Annotated in this window: 20 protein-coding genes; 14 read left to right on the top strand and 6 right to left on the bottom strand. The window is 56.8% G+C overall.

Annotated features, from left to right (window positions below; genetic code table 11):
* Positions 1-72: 72 nt before the first annotated feature.
* Entirely contained in the window at positions 73-900 is an 828-nt protein-coding gene (gene queF / locus RSQ48_RS10740; RefSeq protein WP_003799215.1) for an NADPH-dependent 7-cyano-7-deazaguanine reductase QueF, read from the bottom strand.
* A 318-nt stretch (positions 901-1,218) separates the two neighbouring features.
* On the opposite strand from queF, the gene aceA reads away from it, so the two are divergent.
* The 10 genes from aceA (at position 1,219) to RSQ48_RS10690 (ending at position 9,754) form a co-directional block, all read left to right on the top strand.
* A complete protein-coding gene (gene aceA, locus RSQ48_RS10735; RefSeq protein ID WP_003799217.1) occupies positions 1,219-2,526 on the top strand; it encodes an isocitrate lyase in 1,308 nt (435 codons plus the stop codon).
* A gap of 572 nt (positions 2,527-3,098) precedes the next feature.
* Positions 3,099-4,067: a hypothetical protein gene (locus tag RSQ48_RS10730; protein ID WP_051010383.1), complete on the top strand. Its 969-nt coding sequence runs from the start codon at positions 3,099-3,101 to the stop codon at positions 4,065-4,067.
* A gap of 1 nt (position 4,068) precedes the next feature.
* Complete coding sequence (gene ccoS, locus RSQ48_RS10725; protein ID WP_003799221.1) at positions 4,069-4,254, top strand: cbb3-type cytochrome oxidase assembly protein CcoS; 186 nt, start codon at positions 4,069-4,071, stop codon at positions 4,252-4,254.
* 174 nt (positions 4,255-4,428) lie between these two features.
* Positions 4,429-5,916, top strand: coding sequence for a cytochrome-c oxidase, cbb3-type subunit I (gene ccoN / locus RSQ48_RS10720; protein ID WP_003799224.1), 1,488 nt, complete (start codon positions 4,429-4,431; stop codon positions 5,914-5,916).
* A gap of 10 nt (positions 5,917-5,926) precedes the next feature.
* Positions 5,927-6,586, top strand: a complete 660-nt coding sequence (gene ccoO / locus RSQ48_RS10715) for a cytochrome-c oxidase, cbb3-type subunit II (protein WP_003799225.1) — start codon at positions 5,927-5,929, stop codon at positions 6,584-6,586.
* Complete coding sequence (locus RSQ48_RS10710) at positions 6,587-6,760, top strand: CcoQ/FixQ family Cbb3-type cytochrome c oxidase assembly chaperone (RefSeq protein WP_003799228.1); 174 nt, start codon at positions 6,587-6,589, stop codon at positions 6,758-6,760. It abuts the gene before it with no gap.
* The gene (gene ccoP / locus RSQ48_RS10705; protein ID WP_059318834.1) at positions 6,757-7,674 is read left to right on the top strand and encodes a cytochrome-c oxidase, cbb3-type subunit III; all 918 of its coding nucleotides are present in this window, start codon (positions 6,757-6,759) and stop codon (positions 7,672-7,674) included. The genes RSQ48_RS10710 and ccoP overlap by 4 nt, the downstream gene beginning before the upstream one ends.
* 37 nt (positions 7,675-7,711) lie before the next feature.
* A complete protein-coding gene (gene ccoG / locus RSQ48_RS10700; RefSeq protein ID WP_003799232.1) occupies positions 7,712-9,211 on the top strand; it encodes a cytochrome c oxidase accessory protein CcoG in 1,500 nt (499 codons plus the stop codon).
* 18 nt (positions 9,212-9,229) lie between these two features.
* Positions 9,230-9,433 carry a FixH family protein gene (locus RSQ48_RS10695; protein ID WP_003799234.1) on the top strand — a complete coding sequence of 68 codons (204 nt, stop codon included), beginning with the start codon at positions 9,230-9,232 and terminating at the stop codon, positions 9,431-9,433.
* Between the two features lie 66 nt (positions 9,434-9,499).
* Positions 9,500-9,754, top strand: coding sequence for a hypothetical protein (locus RSQ48_RS10690; RefSeq protein ID WP_003799236.1), 255 nt, complete (start codon positions 9,500-9,502; stop codon positions 9,752-9,754).
* 139 nt (positions 9,755-9,893) lie between these two features.
* Here RSQ48_RS10690 and RSQ48_RS10685 read toward each other — a convergent pair whose 3' ends face one another.
* On the bottom strand, positions 9,894-10,622 hold the full coding sequence (locus tag RSQ48_RS10685; protein WP_003799238.1) for a helix-turn-helix domain-containing protein: 729 nt from the start codon (positions 10,620-10,622) through the stop codon (positions 9,894-9,896).
* A 324-nt stretch (positions 10,623-10,946) separates the two neighbouring features.
* Here RSQ48_RS10685 and clpB point away from each other — a divergent pair, with 324 nt between their 5' ends.
* Positions 10,947-13,538, top strand: coding sequence for an ATP-dependent chaperone ClpB (gene clpB, locus RSQ48_RS10680; RefSeq protein ID WP_003799240.1), 2,592 nt, complete (start codon positions 10,947-10,949; stop codon positions 13,536-13,538).
* Positions 13,539-13,829: 291 nt separating this feature from the next.
* Here the strand turns inward: clpB and RSQ48_RS10675 are convergent, their stop codons facing one another.
* Both RSQ48_RS10675 and glnE read right to left on the bottom strand, forming a co-directional pair.
* The gene (locus RSQ48_RS10675; RefSeq protein ID WP_003799242.1) at positions 13,830-14,528 is read right to left on the bottom strand and encodes an epoxyqueuosine reductase QueH; all 699 of its coding nucleotides are present in this window, start codon (positions 14,526-14,528) and stop codon (positions 13,830-13,832) included.
* A gap of 102 nt (positions 14,529-14,630) precedes the next feature.
* Positions 14,631-17,384 carry a bifunctional [glutamate--ammonia ligase]-adenylyl-L-tyrosine phosphorylase/[glutamate--ammonia-ligase] adenylyltransferase gene (gene glnE, locus RSQ48_RS10670; RefSeq protein ID WP_415301777.1) on the bottom strand — a complete coding sequence of 918 codons (2,754 nt, stop codon included), beginning with the start codon at positions 17,382-17,384 and terminating at the stop codon, positions 14,631-14,633.
* Between the two features lie 100 nt (positions 17,385-17,484).
* Here glnE and RSQ48_RS10665 point away from each other — a divergent pair, with 100 nt between their 5' ends.
* On the top strand, positions 17,485-21,090 hold the full coding sequence (locus RSQ48_RS10665) for a YhdP family protein (protein WP_415301776.1): 3,606 nt from the start codon (positions 17,485-17,487) through the stop codon (positions 21,088-21,090).
* Positions 21,091-21,300: 210 nt separating this feature from the next.
* The gene (gene bla, locus RSQ48_RS10660; RefSeq protein ID WP_240208576.1) at positions 21,301-22,071 is read left to right on the top strand and encodes a class A beta-lactamase; all 771 of its coding nucleotides are present in this window, start codon (positions 21,301-21,303) and stop codon (positions 22,069-22,071) included.
* A 29-nt stretch (positions 22,072-22,100) separates the two neighbouring features.
* On the opposite strand, the gene RSQ48_RS10655 is transcribed toward bla, so the two are convergent.
* Together RSQ48_RS10655 and RSQ48_RS10650 are read right to left on the bottom strand one after the other, a co-directional pair.
* The gene (locus RSQ48_RS10655) at positions 22,101-22,781 is read right to left on the bottom strand and encodes a GntR family transcriptional regulator (RefSeq protein WP_003799251.1); all 681 of its coding nucleotides are present in this window, start codon (positions 22,779-22,781) and stop codon (positions 22,101-22,103) included.
* A complete protein-coding gene (locus tag RSQ48_RS10650; protein ID WP_240208577.1) occupies positions 22,774-23,283 on the bottom strand; it encodes a 4-vinyl reductase in 510 nt (169 codons plus the stop codon). The genes RSQ48_RS10655 and RSQ48_RS10650 overlap by 8 nt, the downstream gene beginning before the upstream one ends.
* A 158-nt stretch (positions 23,284-23,441) precedes the next feature.
* On the opposite strand from RSQ48_RS10650, the gene RSQ48_RS10645 reads away from it, so the two are divergent.
* A complete protein-coding gene (locus RSQ48_RS10645) occupies positions 23,442-24,965 on the top strand; it encodes an ABC transporter substrate-binding protein (RefSeq protein WP_415301775.1) in 1,524 nt (507 codons plus the stop codon).
* Positions 24,966-24,993: the final 28 nt, after the last annotated feature.

Here is a 24,993-nt window from a genome sequence, read left to right as displayed (position 1 = left end):
TTTGTCAGAAAGCAGGGGGCGCCCCCTGGAAGGTGCACAGGTCAGCGGGAGGTGCGCCTGCCAGTTGCAACCTTACTGACGTGCCAGCCGTGGCTCTTGCACGCTATCTGCATGGCTGCTGCGCCAGGGATTGATGTCGAGCCCCCCACGCCGCGTGTAACGGGCATACACCAGCAAACGTTCGGGTTGGCAGCTTTGCCAGATATCGCTGTAAAGACGCTCCACACAATGCTCATGAAATTCCGTGTGGCGGCGTAGCGAAACGATATAGCGTAAAAGAGAGGCGGGGTCGATTTGAGGGCCCGTATAACGCACTTGGACGCTGCCCCAGTCCGGCTGGCCCGTAACGGGACAGTTGGATTTGAGTAAATCCGAAACCAGCGACTCGGTCACGAGCGGGGCGTCAGGCAAGCAGGCCAATAAACCGCTTTGTGGCGTGTAGTCCTGGATGCTGATATCGAGCTCATCAATGCTCCGACCTTCCAGTTGGGCGATGGTCTGACCGCTCAGAGCGCTCAAGGGCCATAGTGTCACCTGGACAGGGGCGCCGGCTATGGCGCTCAGATCCTGCTCCATGCGTCCAGCGAGACTGTCGCTGTCCTGCACGACTTCATCATTAAATGAGTTCAGATAGAGCTTGAAGGATTTGGACTCGATAATGCGCGGGCTGTTCCAGGGGATGACAAAGCGGGCCAGGGCGACCACGGGTTTGCCCTTGGGGTTGAGCCAGGAGACCTCGTAACCGTTCCAGATATCAGCGCCATACCATTGTTCAGGTAGCTCAAGGGCCTGACGATTAAGCGAGCGCTCGATACCAAACAGGACGTTGGGATCGTAACGTGTGGGATAAACCACATCGTGTCCGAGCGGCGAATCTTTAAGTGGGGAGGTGTTGCTCATGGGCAGGTGCTGCAGAAATAAAACAGGAAACCGGTGCAGCGAACACGCATTCACCGGAAGGCATACAGGCGATTATCCCACATTGTGAAATCCTTGTCTCAGTATGCAAAAAACGACTGTCGCGGTGCACAGTTTTTTATTTCATAAGCAGATAATGCATTTCATATCTCGAAATTAATTATTTATGTATATGATTTAAAACAAAAAAATAATTACTCTTATATAAGACAGAAAACATGGTTGCGGTGCAACATTTGGGTAGACTGTAGTCATCCTGTTCAATCTAGTTCACTGTTAAATCCATCTTAGGAGTTCACCATGAATGCACGAGAAACTGAGATCCGTAATTTGCAAAAACGCTGGGCTGAAGACCCGCGCTGGCAAGGTATCAAGCGTGGTTACACCGCTGAGGAAGTGATTCGTTTGCGTGGCTCTCTGGTTGAGGAGCACACTTTGGCACGGCGTGGCGCAGAGCGTCTGTGGCAGTCCATTAATCAGGAACCCTTTGTGAACGCATTGGGTGCACTGACGGGTAACCAGGCCATGCAACAGGTCAAGGCCGGCTTGAAAGCGATTTACTTGTCGGGCTGGCAGGTGGCGGGCGACGCCAACAGCGCTGGTGAAATGTACCCCGACCAATCGCTGTACCCCGTGAATTCGGTGCCCTCGGTGGTGCGTCGCATCAATAACTCTCTGGCCCGTTGCGATCAGATTCAGTGGATGGAGGGTGTGAACCCGGGCGATGAGGGTTACATCGATTACTTCGCTCCTATTGTGGCCGACGCTGAAGCGGGTTTTGGCGGCGTGCTCAATGCCTTTGAGCTGATGAAGGCCATGATTGTGGCGGGTGCGGCAGGTGTTCACTTTGAGGACCAACTGGCATCAGCCAAGAAATGCGGCCACTTGGGTGGCAAGGTATTGGTGCCTACGCGTGAAGCGGTGTCCAAGCTGGTCGCGGCCCGTCTGGCGGCAGACGTCCTGGACGTTCCCACCATTCTGGTTGCTCGTACCGATGCGGACGCAGCAGACCTGATCACCAGCGATGTGGATGAATACGATCGCCCCTTCATTCTGGAAGAACGCACAGTGGAAGGCTTCTACCGTACTCGTGCCGGTCTGGATCAAGCTATTGCCCGTGGTCTGGCTTACGCTCCTTACGCAGACCTGGTCTGGTGCGAAACTTCTACGCCGGATCTGGAATACGCTCGTCGCTTTGCGGAAGCTATCCACCGTCAGTTCCCTGGCAAGCTGCTGTCCTACAACTGCTCGCCATCGTTCAACTGGAAAAAGAACCTGGACGATGCCACGATCGCCAAATTCCAGCGCGAGCTGGGTGCCATGGGTTACAAGTTCCAGTTCATCACGCTGGCTGGTTTCCACGCACTGAACTACGGCATGTTCGAACTGGCCCACGGCTACGCCCGCAACCAGATGAGCGCTTTCGTTCAACTGCAGGAAAAAGAGTTCGCGGCTGCACCATTGGGCTTTACCGCTGTGAAGCACCAGCGTGAAGTGGGGACGGGTTACTTTGATGCTGTCACTCAGACAGTGGAAGCCGGTAAGTCCTCGACTACGGCTCTGGCCGGCTCTACCGAAGCCGAACAGTTTGCCGCTTCCGAGGCATAAGCAGGACGGGAAAGGGTAGATAGCCCCTTTTCCGATAGCAGGCAGCCCACCGCACGCTCCAGTCGGTGGGCTGCTTTTTTTGCCCATGTCATTTTGCTTAAAAGCTACATATTTCAAATATAAAATTTGTGGGCGGTGCGCTTAAGAAAGTGGAGGATTGGATGGCTCATTGTCTGTCAGGGACTGTGCGGGGAAGCCGGTCTGAAAAGGCTTGCAGAGCGATTGGCCGTTTAAGATTGAAGACTCAATAGTCAGTGAATTGATTGGTATTCTCAAGGTACGCTACTTTTGTCATGAAAGTCTTGATAATCAAGGCGTTTTCCTAGTGCAAGACATGGTAGACTTTGGCCGCGCAAGCGATTTATGAAGGGACCTGAAAAGTGAGCTTTGCGTCCAGGCGCGCATAAAAAAAAGGCTGCCAATGAGCAGCCTTGAAAGCATTGAACAGTTAGCGCCGCGTTGGGGGGGTAACGGCCTGAACAAGATGCATAGGGACAACGATAAAGGATCGAAGCAAAGTCGTATTGATTTAAATCAAGAATGAAGAAATATCAGTGGCTTATAGTCCATCCATGCGCGCATATTCGATTTTTTCTCTCCCCAAGCCGCTCACTGACGAGCAGCGATCACATCGGCGTCATACATTGGCCCGTCTAGGCCTGTCGTGGCTGGCAGCCATGCAGGTGATGATGTTTGCGTTTCCGGGCTACATGCGTTCCTTCAGCACCCGAGCTGAGGATATTGAATCCCTGTCGCAGGTCATTGTGCTCATGAACTGGGCCGGGCTGTGTCTGACCATGCCGGTGGTGCTGTACTGTTCCTGGCCGATTCTAAAAGGCGCGTTCAAAAGCCTGTCTGAGGGTCGCGTCGGTATGGATGTACCCGTGGCGCTGGGGATTGTGGGCGCGTTCCTGCCCAGTGTGTACAACACCTGGATGCAGCAAGGCGAGGTGTATTACGACTCGGTCACGATGTTCGTGGCCTTTTTGTTGACGGCCCGCTATCTGGAGCTTTGCGCACGCCAGTCGGTGACCCAGTCCGCGTCCCACGATCTGATAGAACGTTTTCGCCAGACAGTGACAGGGCATGCGAATACCTTGGCATTCTGGTTTGTCAGTATTCAACTGGTGTTGGCTGCTGCATTCGGTCTGGTCTGGTACTGGATAGACCCCTCGCACGTTGTGCCTGTGGTGGTCGCCATGTTGGTCATGAGCTGTCCCTGTGCCATGTCCATGTCCGTGCCGTCGGCCGTCGCCTCGGCACATGCCAGTTTGCTGGCCCGACCCGCTCAGAATGAATTTGAAGTTGTGCAGTTGACCCAGCAAACCGGTCGCATCGCCCGTCAAAATCTCTATGGTTCCATTGCCTGGCATTTGCTGATGACACCGCTGGCTGCCATGGGCATTGTGGCTCCCTGGCTGGCGGCTGTCAGCATGCTGGTATCGTCGTTGGCCGTAGCGGCCAACTCCTGGCGTATCTACCGCAGCCGCACCCGCATGGTGCCTGCCCAGTGGACAGGCCCGGCGGCAAGGCAGGGCTGATATGTTTGGCTCTTTGCTGGTCCTGATCCCCATCTCCATCTTTCTGGTCGTTGTCATTGGTATTTCATTCTGGTGGGCTATTTTTGCCGGTCAGTTTGAGGATACCGGCAATGCGGCGGACTCCATCTTGCTCGATGATGACTCCACAGCGAGTCCTGCAGGGACAGAGCGCCCACCAGATACCTGACCTCCCGGTTTTAGTCCTGCAAATGGTCGGCGACACACAGTCTGCGGGGCGGAAACACGTGTGAGTGCGTGCTTTCCGAAGTTTTTTGATAAGCATCAAGTAGCGGATTACCGACTTGCTGGATCATGTATCTTGTTGTCGCTTGTATTAACAATGTTTGTTTAGGGGAAGCAAATGGGCACTTCCGATGCAGTCGGAAATAACGCCGAAGTCTTCAATTACGGGATTGTCAGGCAATTCGCCATCATGACCGTATTTTGGGGCGTCATCGGCATGGCAATAGGTCTTTTTATTGCCTTGCAGTTGATTTGGCCAGAACTCAATTTCGACACACCGTGGCTTAGTTTTGGGCGTCTGCGCCCATTGCATACGAACGCTGTGATTTTCGCCTTTGGTGGGACGGGCTTGTTTGCCACTTCCTACTATGTGGTACAGCGTACCTGTCAGGCCCGTTTGTTTTGCGACAAGCTGGCTGCCTTTACCTTCTGGGGTTGGCAAGCCGTGCTGGTGGCAGCGGTCATCACCCTGCCTATGGGGTACACCAGCTCCAAAGAGTACGCCGAACTGGAGTGGCCCATCGACATCCTGATCACGCTGGTCTGGGTGGCGTATGCCATTGTGTTCTTTGGCACGATCGTCAAGCGCCGGGTGCGTCACATTTATGTGGCCAACTGGTTTTTCGGTTCTTACATCGTCACGATCGCTGTTCTGCACATTTTCAACAACCTGGAGTTGCCCGTCAGCTTCATGAAGTCCTACTCGGCTTACGCCGGTGTGCAGGATGCCATGGTTCAGTGGTGGTACGGCCATAATGCCGTGGGCTTTTTCCTGACCACGTCCTTTCTGGGCATGATGTACTACTTCATCCCCAAACAGGCTAACCGTCCCATTTATTCTTACCGTCTGTCTATCGTTCACTTCTGGGCGCTGGGCTTTACCTACATGTGGGCCGGTCCTCACCACCTGCTGTATACCTCCCTGCCAGATTGGACACAGTCCCTGGGCATGGCGTTTTCCCTGATTTTGCTGGCTCCCTCCTGGGGCGGCATGATCAACGGCATCATGACCTTGTCGGGCGCCTGGCACAAGCTGCGTACCGACGCGATTCTGAAATTCATGGTGGTGGCTTTGTCCTTCTACGGCATGTCCACGTTTGAAGGTTCCATGATGGCAATCCGTACGGTGAACGCGCTGTCGCATTACACCGACTGGACCGTGGGCCACGTGCACTCCGGCGCGCTGGGCTGGGTTGCCATGATTACCTTCGGCTCTCTGTATTACCTGATTCCGCGCCTGTACGGTCGCACTGAAATGGCTCGTCCTCGTTTGATCGACCTGCACTTCTGGCTGGCGACTCTGGGCGTGGTGCTGTATATCGCCGCCATGTGGATTGCTGGCGTGATGCAGGGCCTGATGTGGCGTGCAACCGGGGTGGACGGCACCTTGACCTACAGCTTTGTGGAAGTGGTGAAGGCAACCTACCCCTTCTACGCGATCCGGGCCTTGGGCGGCGCCTTCTTTGTGGCTGGTATCTTGCTGATGTCCTGGAACGTGTTCCTGACCGTTCGTGCAGGTCAGAAAAATATCAATCCCGTTGTGCCTCTGAAAAATCCGGATGCCCGTGACCCAGCGCTGGTGGGCCCAACCACCTTGCTGGCCTAAGGAGTAAATCATGGCTAATGACACTAATAAGCGCTTTTCGCACGCCACGATCGAGAGAAATACCGGGCTGCTGATCATCCTGAGTATTTTGGTGATTTCCTTCGCGGGTCTGGTGCAGATCGTTCCTTTGTTCTTTCAACACTCGACGACGCAGCCCACTGAAGGGATTGAGCCCTACGAGCCTTTGCGACTGATGGGGCGTGACATCTACATCCGTGAAGGGTGTGTGGGCTGTCACTCGCAGCAAATCCGCATGCTGCAATCCGAAGTGCAGCGTTACGGCCCCTATTCGCTGGCAGGGGAGTCCGTCTACGACCACCCCTTCCTGTGGGGTTCCAAACGTACCGGTCCTGATCTGGCTCGCGTCGGTCAGCGCTACAGCGATGAGTGGCACCGCATCCACCTGCGCAATCCACGCAATGTAGTTAAAGAGTCCAATATGCCTGCCTACCCATGGCTGCAGAAAAACTCGGTGGAAGGTGCAAATATCCAGGACCGCATGAAGGTGCTGCGCACCTTGGGCGTGCCCTACACGCAAGAACAAATTGATGCCGCTCCCGAGCAGCTGGTAGGCAAGACCGAAGAAGACGCGGTTGTCGCCTATCTGCAGGGCCTGGGCGTGGCCAGTCGCGACGCAGCTGCCAAGGCTGTGGAGCAGGGGAGCTTCTAAATGGTAGCCATCATCAACGGTGTCATGACTGTTTTGGCGATGGCGACCTTCCTTGGAATTTGCTGGTGGGCGTTCTCTCGGGGACGCCGCCAGGCCAACGAAGAAGCCGCGCTTCTGCCTTTCGCCTTGCCCGACGAGGGAAGCAACGATAAAAACCCTGGGGGTTCCGAATGAGTGACTTTTTTAATAATGGCTGGAGCCTCTGGATTTCCGGCATTGCCTTGCTTGGCATCATATTTTGTTTGTGGTTGCTGTTTACCCAGCGTGCATTTCTGGGCAAAACAGTCGATGTAGAAGAGACCGGTCACGTCTGGGACGGTGATCTGACGGAGCTCAATACACCGGTGCCTCGCTGGTGGACCGTGATGTACATCGGTCTGTGTGTGTTTGCTCTGGGTTATCTGGTGCTGTATCCCGGCCTGGGCAGTTTCAAGGGCACGCTGGGCTTTACCGCGGGTCAGCAGGTCAAACAGCAACAGGCCGAGATCAATGCTCGCCTGGAGCCGGTTTATGCCCGTTACCGTGACATGCCCATCGAAGAGATCGCTCGCGATCAGGAAGCCCGGGAAATCGGCCAGCGCCTGTTTCTGAACAACTGTGCTCAATGCCACGGATCGGATGCCCAAGGTTCCCCCAGCTTTCCCAACCTGGCCAACAAAGCCTGGTTGTGGGGCGGTGAACCCGAGCAGATTCTGCACACCATTACGGAAGGCCGTACCGGCATGATGCCGCCACAAGCCCAGTTCACTCCTGCTGAAGCCTCGGATGTGGCCCAGTACGTGCGCTCCTTGTCTGGCCTGGCAGCAGATCCTTTGCGGCTGGTCGCTGGCAAACGCGTGTATGACAGTGCATGTTTTGCCTGTCACGGCGCTGATGGCAAGGGCAACACCTTGTTGGGCGCCCCTGACCTGACTGATGACTACTGGCTGTATGGCAGTTCCGAAGCCACGATTGTGCAGACAGTCTTGCAGGGCCGCACCAACCAGATGCCGGCACAAAAGGGCACACTGACTCCCGAGCAGATTCGTTTGTTGGCCGGTTGGGTCTGGGGTTTGTCCAATAATGCCGAGCCTGCCCAGGCCAACTAATGTGTTTTAAATTGATCTGACGCCTTCAGGACTTGCAATGAGTAGCGATTCTTCCCAACCCGGCGCTGATAACGCGCAGGGAAATGTGCCCAAGTGGCAACCTCCACGTAACACCAAGGGAGCGGGTGGAACCTCTCCGCAAGTCGAGAAGGCGCTGGTCGATGTACGCAGTAAAATCTATCCACGATCCGTCAAGGGCGTTTTCGCCCGCTGGCGGATCTGGATGGTGTATTTCACGCAGATCATTTTCTATGGTCTGCCCTGGTTGGAATGGCATGGGCGTCAGGCTGTGCTGTTTGACCTGCTGGAGCGCAAGTTCTACATTTTTGGCATGATTCTGTGGCCTCAGGATGTGATCTACCTGACGGTGCTGCTCCTGATATCGGCCTTTTCCCTGTTTCTTTTCACCGCCATGGCAGGCCGCCTGTTCTGTGGCTACGCCTGTCCGCAAACGGTCTACACTGAAATTTTCATGTGGGTCGAGCGCAAGGTGGAAGGGGATCGCCTGGCACGTATCCGCTTGGATGAGCAAGCCTGGAATGCCAGAAAATTACGTCTCAAAGCAACCAAGCACTTTTTGTGGATTGTGATTGCTTTGTGGACCGGCTTTACCTTCATCGGCTATTTTGCGCCTATCCGCGAGCTCGGTGGCGAGCTGATCAATCTGTCTCTGGGACCCTGGCAGTGGTTCTGGCTGTTGTTCTACGCCTTTGCCACCTGGGGTAACGCGGGTTTCATGCGTGAGGCGGTCTGCAAGTACATGTGCCCCTATGCACGCTTTCAAAGCGCCATGGTGGACAGCGATACCTTTGTGGTGACCTACGACTTCGTGCGGGGTGAAACCCGCGGCGGACGATCTCGCAAGATTGACCACAAAGAAGCCGGCATGGGTGACTGTGTGGACTGCAGCCTTTGTGTCCAGGTCTGTCCGACCGGCATTGATATCCGGGACGGGCTGCAATACATGTGCATTGGCTGTGGTGCCTGTGTGGACGTCTGTGATCAGGTGATGGACAAGATGGGGTACGAGAAGGGCCTGATCCGCTATACCTCCGAGCGGGCCATCAAAGAGCGCATGACCCAGTCTCAGGTACGCCGTCGGATGCTGCGCCCGCGTGTGGTGTCGTACATTCTGATTCTGGCCGTAATCTGTGGCGCCTTTGTCTATACCCTGGCCACGCGCACGCCGATGCGGGTTGACGTCATTCGTGATCGCGGTGCCCTGGGCCGTGAAGTGCCGGGGGGCATGATTGAGAACGTGTTCCGTCTGCAGGTGATCAATACCTCGGAAGAGGCTATGGAGCTGCAGTTATCCGTTACCGGGCTGGAAGGGGCGCGCATTCACTTGACCGAGAATGGCCAGGATCATATCCGGGTGGCGCCTGCTGGCAATAGACTGCTGCCTGTCGTGGTGCAAGTCCCAATTAGTAGTGCCAAGCCGGGCCTGTATGATATTTCCATTCAGGCGGTGGGCGAGCACGAGGATGGCCGCAAGACGTACGTGACCGAACGCAGTAGTTTTTACATTCCTCAGTAATTTTATAAAGAGCAAAACATGGACGAATCAAAGGACAGTGGACCCTGGTGGCGTGAGCCGTGGCCCTGGTTGTTGATGGCGGGGCCGGCTCTGGCTATCGTGGGCTGCGTCATTACGATTGTGCTGGCCTTCCAGAATTTCAGTAATCAAGGCATTACCGATGGCGGGGTCAAGCAGGGTCTGGTTGTCAGCAAGGTAGAGTCTGCCCCCGAGCAGCACTAAATGTAGTCGTTTCACCGTTACGCTAGGGTTGAGAGAAGTATGTTTCCGTTCAAGAAGGGGGTACGAATGACCATCCGATCGTTGATGTGGATACTGTGGCCTTCATTCCTGGTTGCCGGGGTGCTCAGTGCAATCGTGTTTGCTTTGGTGGACCCGTTGGACATCGTTGTGCTTGGACATATGCAAGTAGATCGACTGGCCTTTTATACGGTGGCGTTTTTCCTGTTCTGGCTGGCTGCCGCAGTGGCCTGTGCGCTTAGTTTGTACATGTCCTCCGGTTCGCCTGCGGCATTGGCTGAACCGGCAGATAGTCTGGACTGACCCAAGCTCTGGTCTGGCCATAAAAAAAGCACATGCTAAACAGCATGTGCTTTTTTTTGGGCTTGTTGTCTGGGAACGCGTGCAGGTCGCGCAAGCCTGTCAGGGGCGGCTTACCTGCTTTGCAGTGGAGCCGTCCGGCTTAATCGCATTCGGTGCCGGCCAGCGTGCGCAGGGCAGCCAGATCGAGCAGGTGAACTTCACGTTGGGAAATTTTCAGCAGGCCTTCACGCGCAAAGCGTGAGAACAGGCGGCTGACCGTTTCCAGTGTCAAGCCCAGGAAATTGCCAATTTCTTCGCGGCTCATGCGCAAAATGAATTCGTAGGGGGAGTAGCCAAGCAGCGACAAGCGCTGGGACAGGTTCAGCAAGAAAGCAGCCAGACGCTGCTCGGAACGCAGTCCGGCGAGCGTCAACATCAACTGATGGGCGCGGTTGATTTCCTTGCTCATCAGGCGACGGAATTGTTGCTGCAAGATGGGCAACTGGGCAGAGAGGCGGTCCAGATCATCCAGACGAATGACGCAGACTTCGCTGTCTTCCAAAGCGATGGCATGGGACACATGGCGATTTTCAACCAGGCTGTCCATGCCCAGGATTTCCCCTGGTAACAAAAAGCCCGTAATCTGGATGTGGCCGGTGGAATCTTCCAATTGCATCTTGATTGAGCCAGAGCGCAACCCATAGATTCCTTCGACCGAGTCGGCCAGCCGGAACAGCACGCCGCCTTTCGGGATGCGGATGCGCTCCTTGACCAGTTCGTCCAGCCGCTCCATTTCGTGCTTAGGCATCCCAAGAGGTAGACATACCTCATTGAGCATACAGCTGGAGCAGCGTATGGAGTCAGCAGTAACCGAGATACGTTTTTGCATAAGGAATAATGTCAGATGGCGAAACGCTAAATCTTTGAGTCAAATCAAGTGTAATTGTAGCTTTTTATTGGTTGTTATTCCCGTTAATCCTTAATATGTTTAGTTCTTAAGGCTCGCGGTGCGCAGTAAGCCGCTAGGGACGCCGTGTATGGCGCACTCAGTCTGCCTTTGCCGGGTTGTTGTTTAAAAGCGATCCAAACACTTGAATACTTGGTTTTTGTCCTTATCTTCAATTCATCCTGTTATTTGTTGCGAGATCTGGGCAAACAGTATTGAGTAACTGTTTGCTTTAGCTTATCGCATATTTTCTCAAGTGAAAATTCTATGCGAATCGATAAATTGACAACGAAGTTTCAACAGGCTCTGGCCGATGCGCAGAGCCTGGCTGTTCGCGAAGATAACCCTTACCTCGAACCGGCTCACGTGCTGGTTGCCTTGTTGGCGGATGCGGACTCGGGCACGGGCAGCTTGCTGGCCCGTGCGGGGGTGGCCATTCCCCGTCTGGAAAATGAACTCAATCGTCTGATTTCCAACTTGCCCAAGGTGCAAGGGGCGGAGGGGCAGCAGCAGCTCAGTTCCGCCTTGCAGGCTGCCTTGGCCAAAACCGACAAGGAAGCCGCGCAGCGGGGCGATACCTATATCGCCAGCGAGCTGTTCTTGTTGGCCCTGGCCGATGATAAAGGCGAGACCGGTCGCGCCCTGCGCGATGCCGGTCTGCAGCGCCGTGCGCTTGAAGCGGCCATCGAGGCCGTGCGCGGTGGCAGCAATGTGAATGACGCTGAAGGGGACAGCAACCGGGAAGCGCTGGAAAAGTATACGACTGACCTGACCGAGCGGGCCCGCCTGGGCAAGCTGGACCCGGTGATTGGTCGTGACGACGAAATTCGTCGCACCATCCAGATTCTGCAGCGTCGTACCAAGAACAATCCGGTACTGATTGGTGAGCCCGGGGTGGGCAAGACGGCGATTGTGGAAGGTCTGGCCCAGCGTATCGTGAACAATGAAGTGCCCGAGACCTTGAAGGGCAAGCGTGTTCTGGTGCTGGACCTGGCTGCCTTGCTGGCTGGTGCCAAATATCGTGGTGAGTTTGAGGAACGCCTGAAAGCGGTCTTGAAAGAGCTGTCCAAGGATGATGGCAAAACCATTGTCTTCATTGACGAGCTGCACACCATGGTGGGCGCGGGCAAGGCGGAAGGCGCCATGGACGCGGGCAATATGCTCAAGCCTGCTCTGTCACGGGGCGAGCTGCATTGCATTGGCGCCACGACCTTGAACGAGTACCGCCAGTACATCGAGAAAGACGCCGCCCTGGAGCGTCGCTTCCAGAAAGTGCTGGTCAACGAACCCGATATGGAGTCCACCATTGCGATCCTGCGCGGTTTGCAGGAGCGCTACGAACTGCACCACGGTGTGGCGATTACTGACCCGGCCATTGTGGCGGCGGCCGAGCTGTCGCAGCGTTACATTACGGATCGCTTCCTGCCCGATAAGGCTATCGACCTGATTGACGAGGCGGCAGCCCGCATTCGTATGGAGATCGACTCCAAACCCGAGGTCATGGACAAGCTGGATCGCCGCATCATTCAGTTGAAGATCGAACGCGAAGCAGTTATCAAGGATACAGACGAGGCGTCGCAACGTCGCTTGCAGGCCATCAACGATGAGATGGAAAAGCTGCAGCGCGAGTACAACGACTACGAGGAGGTCTGGAAAGCTGAAAAAGCAGCGGTCCAGGGCTCGCAAGTCGTTAAAGAGGAAATCGAGAAGGTGCGTGCCGAAATGGCCGAGCTGCAACGCAAGGGTCAGTTCGACAAATTGGCCGAGCTGCAATATGGCAAGCTGCCCGAGCTGGAAGAGCGCTTGAAAGCGGCCGAAGCCAATATGGACAAGGCCGATCAGGACAAGCCGCGCCTGTTGCGTACGCAGGTCGGTGCCGAGGAAATCGCGGAAGTGGTTTCGCGTGCAACCGGTATTCCTGTGTCCAAGATGATGCAGGGCGAGCGTGAAAAGCTCTTGCAGATGGAAGACTACCTGCATAAGCGTGTGGTCGGTCAGGGTGAAGCAGTACGGTTGGTGTCGGATGCCATCCGTCGCTCGCGTGCGGGTCTGTCTGATCCGTCCCGCCCATATGGTTCCTTCCTGTTCCTGGGGCCAACTGGTGTGGGCAAGACCGAGTTGACCAAGGCATTGGCCAACTTCCTCTTTGACTCCGAGGATCACATGATTCGTATCGATATGAGCGAATTCATGGAGAAACACTCGGTGGCCCGCTTGATCGGTGCGCCTCCTGGCTACGTGGGCTATGAGGAGGGCGGTTACCTGACCGAGGCCGTGCGTCGCAAACCTTATTCGGTGATTTTGCTGGACGAGGTAGAGAAAGCACACCCCGACGTCTTTAACGTGCTCTTGCAGGTGCTGGACGATGGACGTTTGACCGATGGCCAGGGCCGTACGGTGGACTTCCGCAACACGGTGATCATCATGACTTCGAACCTGGGTTCGCAGCATATTCAGCGTTTGTCGGGTGAGCCGTACGATGTGATCAAGGAAGTGGTGTGGGAGGAAGTGAAACAGCATTTCCGTCCTGAATTCCTGAACCGCATTGACGAGGTGGTCGTGTTCCACGGTCTGGAGGCAGAGCACATTGAGTCTATTGCGCGCATCCAGCTCGAGCGTTTGGATCAGCGTTTGGCTCAGCGTGACATGCATCTGGAAGTCAGTGATGCTGCCTTGGCGCAATTGGCCAAGGCCGGATTTGACCCCGTGTTTGGCGCACGTCCGTTGAAGCGTGCTATTCAACAGCACATTGAAAATCCGGTGGCACGCCTGATTCTGGAAGGCCGATTTGGTCCTAAAGATGTGGTGCCTGTGGACTGGAAGGATGGCGAGTTCACATTTACGCGCAGCATCCAGTAAAGCAGCATGTGGCTGTGCTGGTAGGAATCAGGTTGTAACACCGCCAGCCAGAGTGCAAAAGAAAAGCGCCTTAGGTAACTAAGGCGCTTTTTCCTTGGGTGCCCCGTTCGCAGATACACTGGTGAGAACAGATTGAGCGGATCCCTGACAGAGCGGTTCGGTCGCCATCCTCGTATCGGCTCTGGGGGCCGAACCGACGAACGGACACTTGCACAATCGCTGTTCAAGCTCGGGGAAGCTGTTTGGGTGCCAACTTCTTTACTGTGCGCGTGTCCGGAGGGACTTGTTCGATCAAGCGGACTTTGGAGCAGCCGCCGGGGGAGGCGTCAGGTCCAGTTCATCCTTGCCATAGAACTTCACGCCGATCTCGATGCGCGGGCGGCCCTGGGATCGACGGTGGCGGTTGGTGTCCCGCAGCGAATACACACAGCCGCAGTATTCCTGTTGATAGAAGTTCTCGCGCTTGCTGATTTCCAGCATGCGTTGCGAGCCGCCGCCTTTGCGCCAGTTATAAGTCCAGTACTTCATCTCCGGGTAACGGGCTGCGGCCCGTTCGCCGCAATCGTTGATCTGGTTCATGTCTTTCCAGCGCGAAATGCCCAAGACGCTGGAAATAACGTCGTAGCCATGCTCATGGGCGTACAGGGCCGTGCGCTCAAAACGCATGTCAAAGCAGACCGTGCAGCGCTCGCCACGCTCAGGCGCGTGTTCCAGGCCACGTACGCGTTCAAACCAGTTGTCCACGTCGTAGTCGGCGTCAATGAACTCGATGCCGTGCTGCTGGGCAAAGCGGATATTTTCCTGTTTGCGCAACTCGTACTCGCGCACGGGGTGAATATTGGGGTTGTAGAAGAAAACGGTGTATTCGATCCCTGAGGCGTGCAGTGCCTCCATGACCTCGCCTGAACAGGGGGCACAGCAAGAATGCAACAGCAGTTTCTCGCGTTTTTCCGGCAGGGTTAAAACGGGGCGATTGAGCTGAGTGGACATGAATCTGAATCCGGGAAAAACGGCGTGCCGAGTCGGCCGCACAATAAATCGATGTGCCTATTGTAGATTCTTGGCAATATTTAGTGAAATCAATCTGTTGCCTTAGTACCCCAGTACTTCGTCCCAGAGTCGGGTGACCGCTTGTCGCTCCCGAGTCAGCTCGGTGAGGGGGACACGCGCTTTTTCCGCTCCCTCCAGGCGCAGGGCGTGCTGGCGGCGGCGCAACGCGCGATAGGCATCGGCCACGTCCTGGGCGTGGTCCACGGCAATCAGACCAGCTTGCGCAGCTATGCCCAGCAAGGCGATATTGCCCAGATTTTCCAGCAGCCTGGGGTGTTCACGGCTATAGCACAGCACCAGATACTGGGTGATGAACTCCACGTCCACCATGCCACCACGGTCGTGCTTGAGGTCAAATAGTTCGCTGCGATTAGGGTGCCCGGCACTGATCTTGTCACGCATATCCAGAATGTCCGCGCGCAATTTACGACGGTCGCGCTCCATCAGCAAGATGGAGCGGCGGATTTCGTCAAACCGTTGTTTGATCTGCGTATCGCCCGTGACAAAGCGGGCGCGAGTGATGGCTTGATGCTCCCACGACCAGGCGCTGCGGGTTTGGTATTGTTCAAAGGCATCCACGCTGACGGCCAGCAAACCAGCATCGCCATCCGGGCGCAATCGCAGGTCAATATCATAGAGCCGACCGGAGGAGGTCATCGCTGACAACCAACTGGTCATGCGGCGCGCCAGCTTGATGTAGCGCTCTACATTGTCCTGGCTGGGGTCGTCGTACAAAAACACCAGATCCAGGTCCGAGGCGTAGCCGATTTCCTTGCCGCCCAGCTTGCCATAGGCAATAACCGCGAAACGTGGCGGGGTGTCGTGTTCAGGGCCCAGGCTGCGGGGGCGCGTCAGGGGCCAGGTGCGTTCCAATGTCTCCGCCAGCATCATATCGGCCAGGGCTGAGAGCTGGTCAGCCAGCGCCTCAACCGTCAGCACGCCCTCCAGATCCTGGGCCAGCAACTGGAAGGTGATCTGATGCTGCCAGTCCCGCATCATGTTCATTTGCTGTTCCACATCGGCCTGCCCGTCGGGCAGTCGGCAGGCGTCCAGGTCCCGACGCATTTGCTCGGACAGCGCGGGAAAGTCGGGAATTTCCATCAGTGAATGCCATTCGATCAGGCTATCGAGCAGCAGGGGGTATTGCGCCAGATATTGGGCGGCCCACGGACTGGCAGAGACGATCCGGGCGACACGGGCCAGGGTGTCGGGGTACTCGGCCAGCAGGGCCAGATAGGCACTGCGCTGGGCAATCAGCTCGATGAGATTAAATAGCCGGGTGGCGGTCACTTCCGGGTGTTCCGAGCGGTAGGCGTAGTCCTCGGCCAAGGGAATCAGACGCTGCACGCGGTCCAGGCTGGCATTGGGCAGGCTGCGCAGACGGTGGCTGTTCAGCAGCGCCTGACGCAACTGTTCAATGCGCTGCTGCAAGGCCTGATCTTGCTGGGCGCTGATTTCCGCGACCGGGGGGGCGGCCGCAGCGGGCTCGGCGCTTGCTTCTTCGCCCATGCCTGCCAGGCGAAAAGCGTTGCGGAAGGTATGCGAGACAAATTTTCTGTGCTGGCCCAGCTGCGCATCAAACTCGGCCAGGCTCAGCCCCAGCGTGGCAGCCAGCTCGCTGCGCAACGCATCGTCCTGCGGCAGCAAATGAGTCTGCTCGTCCTCCCGATACTGCAAGCGGTGTTCGACCCGTCGCAAGAAGGTGTAGGCCGCCAGCAGTTGGTCGCAGACTTCCTGATCGAGCAGGCCAGCCGCGCATTGGCCTTCCAAGGCCTTGTGCAGACTGGGTGTTTGCAAGGAAGGCTGTCGGCCACCACGTATCAGCTGATTGAGCTGGACCACGAATTCGATCTCCCGAATACCGCCATCGCCCAGCTTGATGTTGTGCCAGGTTTCCACGCCATTGCGATTCAGGGCCCGGCGTGTCCAGTCTTGGCGAATGCGTTCCCGCAAGCCGCGCAGGGCAGACAAGGCATCAAAATCGAAGTATTTGCGGTAAACAAAGGGCGTACGCAAGGCCTCGAAGTGATGGATATCGGCCGCACAGCGGCTGCCTTCAAACGCCTGTGCCTTGATGGGCCGTGCTTTGATCCAGGCGTAGCGTTCCCATTCCCGTCCCTGGTTGACCAGATAATTCTCCAGCGCCTGCATACTCCAGGCCAGTGGTCCGGAGTCGCCATCCGGTCGCAGACGCAGGTCGGTGCGAAACACCTGTCCAAAAGCATCGGTATCGGACAGCACGGGCATCATGCGCTGGGTGACCTTGCCGTAGAACTCATGATGACTCAGCGGGCGGCGACCCTCGGTTTCGCCGTCTTCGTCGTAGAGCATGATCAGATCAATATCCGAGGAGACGTTTAATTCCCCCCCGCCCAGCTTGCCCATACCCAGAATAATCATTTCCTGGGGCAGGCCAGTGTGCGGGTTTTTTGGGGTGCCATGCATCTCGGCCAGTTGCCTTGCCACGGTTTCATAGGCCTGCGCCACTGCCAGATCGGCCAGGCTGCTCATGGCCAGCATGACTTCTTCAAGCGGAGCCAGGCCATTGATATCCCGGATCATCAGCACCAGAAAGACGCGTTCCCGCAGTTGACGCAAGGCCTGGCGCACTTGTGCCAGGCGGTCATTGTCGGGCTCTGGCAGTAAAGTCCGATACCATTGAGCAATGAGAGTGGGGGTGACAGGGTGCTGGGCCTGCTCTTGTAGCCAGGTGCCAAATTGTGGCTGAGCGTTTACTTTTCGACGCAAGGGGCCGGACCATTGCATCACGGGCTTCAATATAATGGACTGGCTCATACGATAAGAGGCTTTTCGGAGAAGGGAAGACGGCAAGTGGGATCACTTGTCTGACTGGGCCGGAAATGGCCGCATTTAACTATACTCGGGAATTGAATGCATGGTAGTTCGAGGGCTTGTGCGACTGGCGCTATTGCTCTATTTTGCGCTGATGCTGGGCCTGGTTGGCGTGCGCTACCTGCTCGTTCCCCAACTGGATAATCTGCGTCCGTATCTGGAGCAGAAAATCACCGAGCAAACCGGCCTGCACGTCCAGATGCAAGAGTTAAAAGGCAGCTGGCAGGGCTGGAACCCGCATCTGTCCATAACCCAGCTGTCCGTGGCCGAACCGGGCCAGGCGCCTATGTTGCAGTTGCCCAGCTTGCAGGCCGTCATCAGCTGGAAGTCGCTCTTTAGCGGCTCGCTGCAGCTGCGCCAGCTCGATGTGCAGGGTTTGACCATACCCATACGGCGCGATTCCCAGGGCCAGATTCTGGTGATGGGACAAAGGCTGGATATGAACGACGATAGCGTCGATACCAGCCCCCAGGCCTGGCAAGGTCCGGTTCGTTGGCTGCTGCAACAGCGGGGCGTTCGTATCCAGGGTACTTCCTTGCAATGGCAGGATGATTTGCGGGGCGCACCGGCCTTGAATCTGCCGTCCATTGAACTGCAGATCGGCTATCGCCAGGGCTGGCATGAGGTCAGTCTGGCCACTGCCTTGCCGACCAATCTGGGCGAGTCCGTCGCCCTGGCCTTGCGGGTGCAAGGCCAGCGTCGTTTGCCCGAGCATGTGGACGTGATGGGCTTGCCCTGGGAAATGACGGTGCAGGCCAAGGCAGTGGATACGCCGGCCTTGCGTCCCTGGTTGGACATCCCTGCGGCTCTGGACAGGGCTTGGGTGGATCTGCATGCCCAAGCCAGCCAAGCCGACGCGGCCCCGTCCATTCAGATGCAACTGTTGGCTCAACTGCGTGATCTTGCCGTGCGCACCGAGCATGAGGAGCGGGTCCAGCTGGAGCATGCCGTTGTGGAGCTGGAAGGCAGCCTGAGCGATATGCAGGCCTTGGTCCAGGGCAAAGCCAGTGACGATGTGCAGTGGGCGGTGACGATGGATGGCTTGGGCTTGCGGATACCAGACCTGTTTGCTCAGCATGTGGGTGTGGATCAGCTAAAAGCGCAGGGCACAGCACATCGCGATGAGCTGGCCAGACTGGGCCTGAATACGATGATGGTAAATGTGCGCAATGCGGATCTGGATGCGCAACTGACCGGCAACTGGCGTGAGGACGGCCAGTTTGAGGCCGGTGTGGCGGATTGGACAGGGCAATTCCAGTACCTGAATCTGGCCGCTTTAGTGAACTATCTGCCCTTGACGGTGAATCCTCTGGCGCGTGAATGGATGCAGGCGGGGCTGGTGCAAGGCGCTGTCACCCAGGGCACGATTCGGCTACGGGGCGGGCTGGATACCTTTCCCTACGGTCTGAATCCGGAGGATGGTCAGTTTGAAGTGGCCGGTGCGCTGGATAAGGGGATTGTGGATTATCAGCCGGCCCGCCCCCAGCGTCTGGCCTGGCCTCGGCTGGAAGGCGTGCAGGGCAGCATTCGCATGCATAACGACAATCTGGATATTCTGGCGCAGCAGGCTCGCATGCCTATTGCCCAGCAGCAGGATATCGTCATGCGTGATATTCAGACCCACATTCGCTCCCTGGAGCAAGACAGTGTCTTGACCCTGGAAGGGGTGTCGCAGGCGCCGGCCGGCAGTTATCTGGCCTTGGTGCATCAGTCTCCCTTGAATGATCTGTTAGATGGGTTGCTGGCTGACAGCCGGGTGATGGGAGACTGGACGGTGCCCATCACATTGCAGATTCCTTTGGACAATGCCGACGATGCGCAGGTCCAGGGCCTGATCCAGATGAAGGATGGCAAGTTTCAGTTCATGCCCGAGGCTCCCCCTTTGACGGCATTGAAAGGGGAGCTGGCCTTTAATGAGAAGGGGGTCAGCGCCCAGACCTTGACGGGCAGGCTGCTGGGAGGAGATGCGCAGATCCAGGGAATACTGGAGCCAGGTAGGCCTGGCCTGCGCCTGAGCGGCACCCTGACCTCGCAAGGCCTGGAGCAGTATCTGGGGTTGAAAGGCTTGCAGCGTCTGCAGGGTCAGACAGCCTATAACGTGCTGATGAAACTGGATGCCAAGGGAGCGTTTTCCTTGGGGGCAGAGTCCGACCTGAAGGGGCTGGCATTGAATTTGCCCGAACCTTTTCAGAAGCCGGCTGAACGGGCAGCCCAATTGAAAGCGGACTGGAGCAGTGATTCTGCCGCCAAAATGGATCGCTTGCAGATCAGTCTGAGAGATAGGCAGACCTTTTTGCTCAATTTGCTCCACGCTCAAGGCTCGCGCCAGGGCAGCTACTTCCACAGTGGCAGCATGGGAACGCCAGAATGGGTGACATGGCCTCGACGTGGTCTGGAACTGCGTAGTCGCTACGATCGTATGGATCTGGATGCGTGGGAACAGGTGGTTCAGGAGTTTGGCCAGAATCTGGATGGCAGTCCCGTGGCCCCTTCCGCTCGTCCTTTGCTGCCCTTGCTGGAACGGGTGCAGCTGAATGCAGACCAGGCATGGTTACGGGGACAGAGGCTGGATCAGCTGGAGCTGCAAAGCACCGAGGATGCTGCAGGCAGGGTGTCCCTGCGCTTGAAGGCCCGGCAGGCCCAGGGGCAGGTGCAGGCGCAGCATCGTGATGGTCGTTATACCGGTTTGTTTAACGCCCATTTTTCCCATTTGCATATTGATGGTCAGCGGCCCGATTGGGCGTGGCCCGATGCCGATGTGCCGACGGATGATGATTTGAGCCTGCCGGCTATCTCGCTAAAGGTGGATGACCTGCAGATTCAGGGCATACGGTTTGGCACCTTGCAAGCCATGGGTAAGCCGGCGGGCGCCGGGGCGACGTGGCGGCTGGAGACTTTTTCGCTTAGCGCTCAGGGCATGCATTTGCAGGGCTCGGGTTCCCTGGCCTTGCGCGGGCCCCAGCGCGGTCTGGAGCTGATTGCCAATAGTCAGGTGGCTAATCTGGGTGAGTTTGTGGATGTGAGTGGCTTGCTGACCGAGTCGATCAAGAATGGGGACGGGACCATACAGGCCGCCTTGTTCTGGAGCGATTTCCCCTGGTCGCGCGACAAGCGCAATATCAGCGGCCAGTTTAACGTGGACCTGAAAAAAGGGCGCTTTATCAGTTTGAACTCACGCTCGGCAAAACTGTTGGAGTTGCTCAGCTTGCAGTCCATCTCGCGCCTGAGCCGGCTTGACCTGGATTTGTTCGGGGCGGTGAAAGACGGTTTTGCTTTTGATAGTCTCACCGGACGCATGAATCTGTCTCAGGGCAAGCTGGAGTTGGACAATTACCAGATTAAGGGGCCAGCCGGGGAGATCAAGCTGAAAGGCTGGATCGACATCAAGGATGAAACCCTGGATCTGATTGCGGTGGTCAGCCCGAATCTGGACATGAGCGGGGCAGCAATTGCGGCGTACTTTGCTGTCAATCCGATGGTGGGGGTAGGGGCCATGCTGACCCAGTGGTTGATGCAGGTGCCGATGAGCAGTCACTTGTCCGTCACTTATGCAGTGAGCGGCAAGGTAGATGATCCCCAGCTCAAAGAGCTGGACGCCCCGGCTGTGAATACGGCTGGAAAAGACAAGCAGCCCCGGATTGAGCCTTGATTGCCACGATCGGCTTTCCAGGTGCCCGGCACGGTGCCCGGTAAGCCTGGCGATGGTTTTTGGGGCCGTTTCCCTCGTGTGAGCTGGTTTTTGTAGGGCAGGCCGATGCGCGTGAGAAGACTGAAGCAATGTGGAGCCTTGCTGTTTTTGGCAGGATGGGTTTTCAAGGGGGCGGCAGCCAGTCCTCACTCTGTCGTGCAGACTGCGCAAATGCTCGAACAATCCTTAGGCGCTCGTGTCGGTTTGGCGGTGCTCGATACGGCGGACGGGCATGTATGGCAGTACCGGGCCAATGAACGATTTCCCATGGCCAGCACCAGCAAGCTGGTGATCTGTGCGGCTTTGCTGGCCCGAGGGCCAGGCGCCATGAAGGCGGCCTGGCGGGTCAGGCAGGAGGCTGTCCAGTCTTATGCCCCCACTACCAAAGATCGGGTGGGTGAGCAGATATCGGCGGATCAATTATGTGCGATCACGATGCGCAACAGCGACAACACGGCTGCCAATGGGGTCCTGGAGATTCTTGGCGGGCCCGCGGCCGTCACTTCTTTCCTGCGTAGCGTGGGCGATACGGTGACGCGTCTGGATCGCAATGAGCCCAGCTTGAATGAAGCCGCGCCCGGCGACCCGCGTGACACGACCAGCCCTTATGCCATGGTGCAGACCTTGCATCGTCTGGCCCTGGGCGATGCACTGAAAGCAGCGGACCGCGATCAGCTGATTGGCTGGCTACGTCGTAACGAAGTGGGTGGACCCTTGTTGCGGGCTGGCGTCCCTGAACGCTGGGCGGTGGCGGACCGAACCGGGGCAGCGGCTTACGGCACACGCGGTGTCGTGGCGGTGATGTGGCCCCCTGAACGCGCGCCGCTGGTGGCTGCCGTCTACATTACGGAAACCCAGGCTTCTATGGATGAGCGCAACGCGGCCATCGCCACGATTGGCAAGGCTATTGCAGCGGCGGTGGAACAGAAAGCGCAGCCCTGATCACCGGGCAGGCACCGGCGGCGGGATGCCTAACCCGCCTGACGCTCCAGCATTTCATCCAATGTTGCGTAATAGCTCATGGACGCATGGCGCAGGTTCGTGCGTACATGCTCGCGCGCCTGTTCCGGGTTCTTGTCCAGAAAGGATTGCAGGATGCCACGGGTTGCCTGCATGGATAGCTCCCGATAGCGTGTATCGCGCAAGGTGGCCAGACGCACGGCTTCCACGTGATCGCTCAGACGCAGAATCATGGTGCTCAAGTGCGGGTTGGGGCACAGGGTGATCCAGCCTTCCCGAAACGCATCGTTGGCAATCATGTATTGCATGGGGTCTGCCGCGGCATGGGCTTTTTCGGCTGCATTGGCGGCCTTGTTCATCAGGGCCAGTCCTTCCAGACTGGCTTGCAGGCAGGCGGCGGCAGCCGCTTCAGGCTCCAGCAACATCCGTATTTCAAAAATCTGCGCAATATCAGCCGGGGTGAAGCGCCGCAGCATGAAGCCGCGCGAGGTGCCTTCCAACAGCCCTTCGTTGGTCAGTTGCAGCAAGGCTTCGCGCACAGGCATGCGTGAGACCTGCAGCTCAGCTGCAATTTCGTGGTCGACCAGGCGATCGTCATAGCGGATGTCACCACTGCGCATGCGGCTGCGCAGGTGTTTGTAGACCTGCTGGCGTATGTTCAGTTTGGGGGCGGCAGGCTGGTTTTTACTCATTGGATTTGGGCAAGACGGTGAACAGGCAGTCGACGTGCCGTCCCTGTGCACAGCAGTGTTTCTCCTGCACCTGGACGTGCTGATCGTAAATCAGTTGGCCGACGGCTGTAAGCATACCAACGATAGGCCGGCACAGGGGCCGATCATGGGCGCCAAATCCTTTGGCAAAGGGGCTGTTTGTCACGCGGACCTGTAAACCGCCTGCGCGCTGCGTTTGAATATCCCAGTTTCCCCAGCCCAGTTGTGCCGAGATGTGGGCAATGCTGTCGAGCAAAGCCTGCGGGTCGTGATGGATAGCTTCCCAGTAGGCCTTGGCGGACAAACCGCCTTGCTCCCTGACAGCCTGTCCCAAGGCGTCCAGCGCCTGTGTGCGAGCGGGCTCATCCAGCCGGCGAAACAGCCCCATCAACACGTCGGCACGCAGCATCACGTAGCGCCGATCGGCATCCAAAATCTGGCCCTGAGCCGTATCCCAGTTCAATCTGTCTCTAAATTTAGTCATTTTTCATAAAAAGTATATTGTTTTGTTTTCTGATAATAGATTGATATTAAAGAAAATAAATTATAGGGAAAACCATTATCCATTTAATTTAAGAATAAACTATATACTTTTTGCGAGGCGGATTGACGCTGGAATGAAGTCATAACAAAAGGGGACAAATGGTGAAAGCGTTGCGAAAAAGCGTGATGGGCCTGGCCTTGGGAGCGGCCTTGATGATGGGGTGGGGAGCGGCCAGCCAGGCAGCGGGAAGCGAGTTGAAAATTGCGTTCCCCGTGGATATTCCCTCCTGGGATCCGACTTCGGTCACTTTTCCTGCTGGTCAGTCGATTTACAAGGCCGTGTTTGACTCCCCCCTGTTTGTGGGTGACGACTTGCAGGTGGCACCCCGCCTGATTGAGTCCTGGGAATGGGTGGATGAGCAAGGCCAGGCCTTGAAGGTGAAGCTGCGCGACAAGGTGAAATTTCATGACGGCAGCGACATGACGGCCGAAGATTTGAAGTTCACCTTTGATCGTGCGATCAACAAGAAAACCCTGGCACTGAATGGCATGCTGCCCACCTTGAAGTCGGTGGAGGTGACCGGCCCGCTGGAAGCGATTATCCATTTCAGCTCGCCCACCCCAACGGCTCCCAAAGGTTTGGCCTTTTTGTCGGCCTATATCCTGCCCAAAGCCTATTTCGAAAAGGTCGGGGAGGAGCAATTCCTGAAGCGTCCGATTGGCGCAGGCCCGTACAAGCTGAGCGATTATCAGCGGGGTTCCCGCATCACGCTGGAAGCCTTTGAGGACTACTGGCAAGGCGCGCCCGACTTGAAGCAGGTCGTGTTTGAAATTGTGCCGGACTCTTCAGCGCGCGTCGCAGCGGTTGAGTCGGGTCGGGCAGATGTCTCGGTTCAGATTCCGGTGCGCGAAATCAGCCGTCTGGAAAAGAATCCCAAGCTGGAAGCCAAGGTCTACCCCTATAGCGAGATCTACATTTTGCAAATGCCCAGCTATGTAGACAGCTTCAAGGATGTGCATGTGCGTCGTGCCATGAACATGGCAATCGACAAGGCCGGCCTGTCCCGTGCCTTCTACAAAAATGTCGCCCAGCCCTTGTCGGTTCTGGCCACCAAGGGCTCGCCCGGAGATGTACCTGATCTGAACATTCCTTTCGACAAGAAAGCGGCGGTTGAGGAACTGGCCAAAGCGGGCTACAGCACGCAAAACCCGTTGACCATTACCTTGTATTCCACCAATAACACCTTCCCCTCGGATTATGACCTTGCCCGTGCGGTGGCGCAGATGTGGAGCCAGATTGGCGTGCAGACCACCGTGGAGGAAATTACCGTGGCCAAGTATCTGGAGCTGAGCCATTCGTCCAAATTGACGGGGGTGATGCTCTATAGCTGGGCCAATGCCACCGGTGATCCGGAAATTTTTACCGGCCGTATTCTGGACCCGCGTCTGCGGTTTTCCACCTGGAAGGAGGAGCGTCTGGCAGGCACGCTTGATGAGCTGAATCGCCAGATGGACGAGGAAAAACGCGTAGCGGGCTATCAGGCCTTGAACCGCGAAGCGGCCCAACAAGCATGGAGCCTACCGGTCCTGCAGTCCATTTCCACCATTGCCTACAAGAAGGGCCTGAAGCTCAATACCTATCAGACCGGCTACATTCTGCCGCAAGAGTATTCCTGGCAGTAAACCGTTCATGCACCCCGCAGCCTCAGGC

Origin of the sequence: Alcaligenes sp. SJTW-7, assembly GCF_047716895.1 — a bacterium.
Taxonomy (GTDB): domain Bacteria; phylum Pseudomonadota; class Gammaproteobacteria; order Burkholderiales; family Burkholderiaceae_B; genus Alcaligenes; species Alcaligenes ammonioxydans.
Note: the sequence above shows the minus strand (reverse complement) of the source record. Positions and strands in the feature narration are given on the sequence as shown.